This is a genomic window from Actinokineospora sp. (genome assembly GCF_050699995.1).
Taxonomy (GTDB): Bacteria; Actinomycetota; Actinomycetes; order Mycobacteriales; family Pseudonocardiaceae; genus Actinokineospora.
Genome location: NZ_JBOHGC010000211.1, coordinates 1 through 4,423, shown reverse-complemented (window position 1 = coordinate 4,423; position 4,423 = coordinate 1). Strand labels below are relative to the sequence as shown.

5 protein-coding genes are annotated in these 4,423 nt (G+C 70.7%); 1 reads left to right on the top strand and 4 read right to left on the bottom strand.

Annotated elements, in window-relative coordinates; all coding sequences use genetic code 11:
* The 4 genes from ACRDSQ_RS11810 to ACRDSQ_RS11795 all read right to left on the bottom strand — a co-directional run.
* Positions 1–505 (bottom strand): glycine betaine ABC transporter substrate-binding protein (locus tag ACRDSQ_RS11810; protein ID WP_431420933.1); only part of this gene is annotated, 505 nt, incomplete at its 3' end.
* A gap of 11 nt (positions 506–516) precedes the next feature.
* Positions 517–1,212 (bottom strand): ABC transporter permease, encoded by a 696-nt coding sequence (locus ACRDSQ_RS11805; protein WP_431420932.1) that lies wholly within the window; start codon positions 1,210–1,212, stop codon positions 517–519.
* A complete protein-coding gene (locus ACRDSQ_RS11800) occupies positions 1,209–1,853 on the bottom strand; it encodes an ABC transporter permease (RefSeq protein ID WP_431420931.1) in 645 nt (214 codons plus the stop codon). The genes ACRDSQ_RS11805 and ACRDSQ_RS11800 overlap by 4 nt, the downstream gene beginning before the upstream one ends.
* Positions 1,850–2,965: an ATP-binding cassette domain-containing protein gene (locus tag ACRDSQ_RS11795; RefSeq protein ID WP_431420930.1), complete on the bottom strand. Its 1,116-nt coding sequence runs from the start codon at positions 2,963–2,965 to the stop codon at positions 1,850–1,852. Before ACRDSQ_RS11795 ends, ACRDSQ_RS11800 begins: the two co-directional genes overlap by 4 nt.
* 143 nt (positions 2,966–3,108) lie before the next feature.
* On the opposite strand from ACRDSQ_RS11795, the gene ACRDSQ_RS11790 reads away from it, so the two are divergent.
* The coding region (locus ACRDSQ_RS11790; RefSeq protein WP_431420929.1) for a bis-aminopropyl spermidine synthase family protein at positions 3,109–4,423 on the top strand (1,315 nt) is incomplete at its 3' end.

The window sequence follows — 4,423 nt, the reverse complement described above, 5'->3', positions numbered from 1 at the left end:
CGACCGGGCCCTTGGCGGCGAGGCCGGCGATCGACTTGACGCCCAGTTTGTCCGCGGTCTCCTTGGTGACAACGACCGCGTCCTTGTTCTCCGCCGCCGACTTGGCCAGCACGGTCAGCTTCTCCGGCAGCGCCTTCTGCAGGGCCGCGTAGACCTCGTCGGGCGCGGTCTCCTTGGCTTCCTTGTTCACGTGCAGCAGCAGGACCCCGGTGTACTCCGGGATCAGGTCGATCGACCCGTCCTGCAGGCCCGCGTAGTAGGTCTCGCGGCTGCCGATGTTGAGCTTCTTGGTGACCTTGACACCCTTGGCCTCCAGCGCGTTCGCGTAGATCTCGGCGAGCAGGGTGCTCTCCGGGAAGTTCGCCGAGCCGATGGCGATGGTGTCCGTCGCCGCCGGTGGTGCGGCGGGGGTCGAGGTGCCGAGCGGGTCGGACCCGCCGCCGCACGCGCTCAGGGTGAGCACCGCGGCCAGGGTGGTCGCCGCGCCGACGAGTACGCGCTTCATCGGGGATCTCCTCACGTCGTTGCTTTCCGTTTGCTGGTGCGGGTCGGCCGCAGTCCCGGCGAGACCACCAGCCATTGCACACCCGTGAGAACAAGCTCCACGGTGATCGCGAGCGCCGCGATGAGCACCGCGCCCCCGGCCATCTGGTCGAACTCACGGAACGAGTTGCCGTCGATGACGAACCGGCCGAGTCCGCCGAGCGCCACGAAAGCCGCGATGCTGGCCGTCGCGATCACCTGCAGCGTCGCCGCCCGCAGCGCGCCGAGCATCAGCGGCAGGGCGTTCGGCAGTTCGACTTTGAACAGCACTTCCCGCTCACTCATACCCATCCCGCGCGCGGCGTCCACAATGGACGGCTCGACGTTGCGGACGCCCGCGTACGTACCGGCGAGCAGCGGCGGGACCGCGATGAGCACGAGGACGATCGTGAGCGCCTCGAACGCGAGCAGCAACCCCATGGCGGGCACCAGGAGGACCAGCAGACCAAGCTCGGGCAACGCCCGGACCGAGTTCAGCAGGCCGACGACCAGGGTGCCGCCGCGTCGGGTGTGGCCGATGTAGGCGCCCAGCGGAACTGCGATCAGGGCGGCGATGGGAATCGCGGTCGCGGTGTACCGCAGATGCTGCAGCAACCGCAGCGGGATCCCGTTGGCCGCCCAGTTTTCCGGGCTCGTGAGCCACGCCCAGACCTGGGCGAACACGCTCATCGCGCGCCTCCCGCCCGGGTCCAGGGAGTCAGCATCCGGCCGGTGAAGACGAGGACGATCTCCACCAGCAGCGCCAGCACCATGATCGCGATGATCGCGGCGATGATCTCGGCCGGGTTGCCGCGCTGGTAGCCCTCGGTGAAGAACTGCCCGAGTCCGCCGACGCCGATGAGGGCGCCGACGCTGACCAGACTGATGTTCGACACGGCGGCGACCCGCACACCGGCCAACAGGACCGGCACGGCCAGCGGAAGCTCCACGGCGAAGAAGCGACCCAGCGGGCGGTATCCCATCGCGGTGGCCGCGGCGGTGACGGCGGGCGGGACCGCGGCCAGGGCGTCGGCGACCGACCGGACCAGCAGCGCGACCGTGTAGATCGTCAGAGCGGCGATCACGTTGAGCGGGTCGAGGATCCGGGTGCCGAGGATGAGCGGCATCAACACGAACAGCGCCAGCGACGGGATCGTGTAGAGCATCCCCGCCGTGGGCACCAGGATCGATTTCGCCGGCCGCCAGCGGCTCGCCATCCAGCCCAGCGGCAGCGAGATCAGCAGGCCCGCGACCACCGGGATGAGCGCCAGCCAGAGGTGGTCCAGGCTGACGCTGAACAGCACGTCGAGGTGGTCGAGGGTCCAGGTCATGTCGGCACCTCGCCCGAGCGGCGGGCGTCGGCCAGTGCCTTGACCACGGTGTCGGCCGCGACGCCGCCGACGACCGCACCCTGGGCGTCGATCGCGATCCCAAGGGCGGCAGGGGAACTGAGCGCCGAGTCGAGCGCGGTGCGCAGCGTCCCACTGTCCACTTCGAACAGAGAGCCGCCGGAGACGAGGTCCTCGGCGCGGACCTGATCCACTGTGGACAAGGAAACGTCGGACACCCAGCCCAGGGGACGCTTCGCCTCGTCGACCACCACGGCCCAGCCGTTGTCGAGGTTCGCCCGAGCTTGCTCGGCGGAGGCGCCCAGGGCGACCGTCGCCACCGGTCCGACCGGAACACCTTGCGCGGAAAGGAAACCGAGCGCGCGGTAGCCGCGGTCGCGGCCGACGAAGGAGGCGACGAAGTCGTCGGCGGGCTTGGCCAGCAGCTCGGCCGGGGTGGCGTACTGGGCGAGCCTGCCGCCCACCCGCAGCACCGCGACCTTGTCGCCGAGCTTGATGGCCTCATCGATGTCGTGGGTGACGAAGACGATGGTCTTGCCGAGGTCCGACTGCAGGCGCAACAGCTCTTCCTGCAGGCCATCGCGCACGACCGGGTCGACCGCGCTGAACGGCTCGTCCATCAGCAGCAACGGCGGGTTCGCGGCGAGCGCCCTGGCCACGCCGACCCGCTGCTGCTGCCCGCCGGAGAGCTGCGACGGATAGCGTTTGCCCAGCTCAGCGGGCAGGCCGACGCGTTCGAGCAGCTCCGCGGCCTGCTTGCGGGCGGCGGACTTGCGGGCGCCGAGGAGCACCGGGACCGTGGCGACGTTGTCGAGGACCGTGCGGTGCGGGAACAGGCCGGCGTGCTGGATGACGTACCCGATGCCGCGGCGCAGCTTCGCCGGGGACTGCGCGCGGATGTCCCCGCCGTCGAGCAGGATCGTGCCGGAGGTGGCGTCGATCATCCGGTTGATCATCCGCAGGGAGGTCGTCTTGCCGCAGCCGGACGGGCCGACGAGGACGGTGATGCCGCCGTCCTCGATCGTCAGGTCCAGGCTGTCCACCGCGACCGTGCCGTCGTCGTACCGCTTCGTCACGGCCTGGAACTCGATCACTCGAAGCCCCTCGGGTCGCACGGCTCCTTGCCGGCCGTTGATCGTTCGACCTTAACCCGCAGGACTGACAGTGGCAGGCCGTTCCACGATCTGAGGGGCCCTGGACTTCGGGCCGGTCAGCGTCCTCATAGGCTCTCTTGACTGTGGCCGACTCCCTCGCGAACTTCCTCGCCGATCGCGGCGTGCACTCCCGCCCGCTGCGCCTGCTGGCCGCCGCGCTCACCGAGGGCCCGCGCACGCTGGACTGGCTGATCCGCACCAGCGCCGTCCCCCGCCGCACGGTCGAAGACCTGCTCACGGCGGCGGGCGCTCGGCGCGACGGTGACCAGTGGCGGCTCGACCGGGTCGACCCGGACCTCATCACCCCGCTGCCCACGGCGAGCGACGACGAGTTGCGGCCGGTCTTCGAGCGCTACCTCGACGGTGTACCGAAGCCGCGGCGCGCGCTCGACCACGTGCAAGCCGACCTCGACACGATGCTGCGCCGGGCCCGCTGGCTCGACGAGACCTACCACCTGCCGGGCGCGCGGCTGCTGTGCGTGGGCGACCACGACCTGACCGCGCTCGCCGCCTGCACCCTGCGGCCCGAGCTGTCGGCGACGGTCGTGGACCTCGACGAGGACCTGCTGGCCTACATCGACGCGATGGCCCAGGAGCGTGGGCTCGACATCCGGTGCCTGCACGCGGACCTGCGGTTCGGGATGCCGGAAGTGGAAGCGGACCTGGTGTTCACCGACCCGCCCTACACCCCGGAGGGCATGCGGCTGTTCCTGGCGCGGGGCGTGGAGTCACTGCGGCCGGAGGGTCGGGTGGTGGTCGCGTATGGGTACAGCGAGCGGAACCCGGCGCTGGGGTTGAAGGTGCAGCAGGAGGTGCTGCGGCTGGGGTTGGTGTTCGAGGCGGTGCTGCCGGGGTTCAACCGGTACCTGGGCGCGCAGGCCGTGGGCAGCGCGAGTGACCTCTATGTGCTGCAGCCGACGGGTAAGTCGGCGAAGTTGGCCGAGGTGGCGGTCCGCGGCGGCGAGACCGGGATCTACACCCATGGGCCGCAGTCGATCGAGGCAGGCGGCCCCGATCCTGAGGCCATCGCCGCCCTGCTGCGGTTGACTCGTGGCGAGGACGCGGCCCAGCCGACGCTGCTCGGGCCGGGCTGGTCGGCGCCGGTGAAGGCGTCCGGCCCGGTCGCGTTCGACCTCACGGCCGACCCGGGCCCGTGGCTGGCGCGCACGTTGCTGGCCGGTTCCCCCGCGCGCGTGGGCGCGCTGGTGGGGAACAACCACTCGGACATCACCGACCAACGTGGGCAGGTGGCGTTGCGGGAGTTGGTGCGGGCGAAGTACCGGCTCACGTTCCACCGCAGCACTCCGGACGGGAAACACGCCGTCGTGATCGCCGAGCCGGTCGCGGCTGGTGGTGTGGCGTCGGCGCTGCTGGAACGTGTCCACGGCAAGCTGGGGA

Coding starts and splice junctions, on each gene's coding strand:
- ACRDSQ_RS11805 (WP_431420932.1), bottom strand. CDS start 1,212: ATGAGCGTGTTCGCCCAGGTCTGGGCGTGGCTCACGAGCCCGGAAAAC.
- ACRDSQ_RS11800 (WP_431420931.1), bottom strand. CDS start 1,853: ATGACCTGGACCCTCGACCACCTCGACGTGCTGTTCAGCGTCAGCCTG.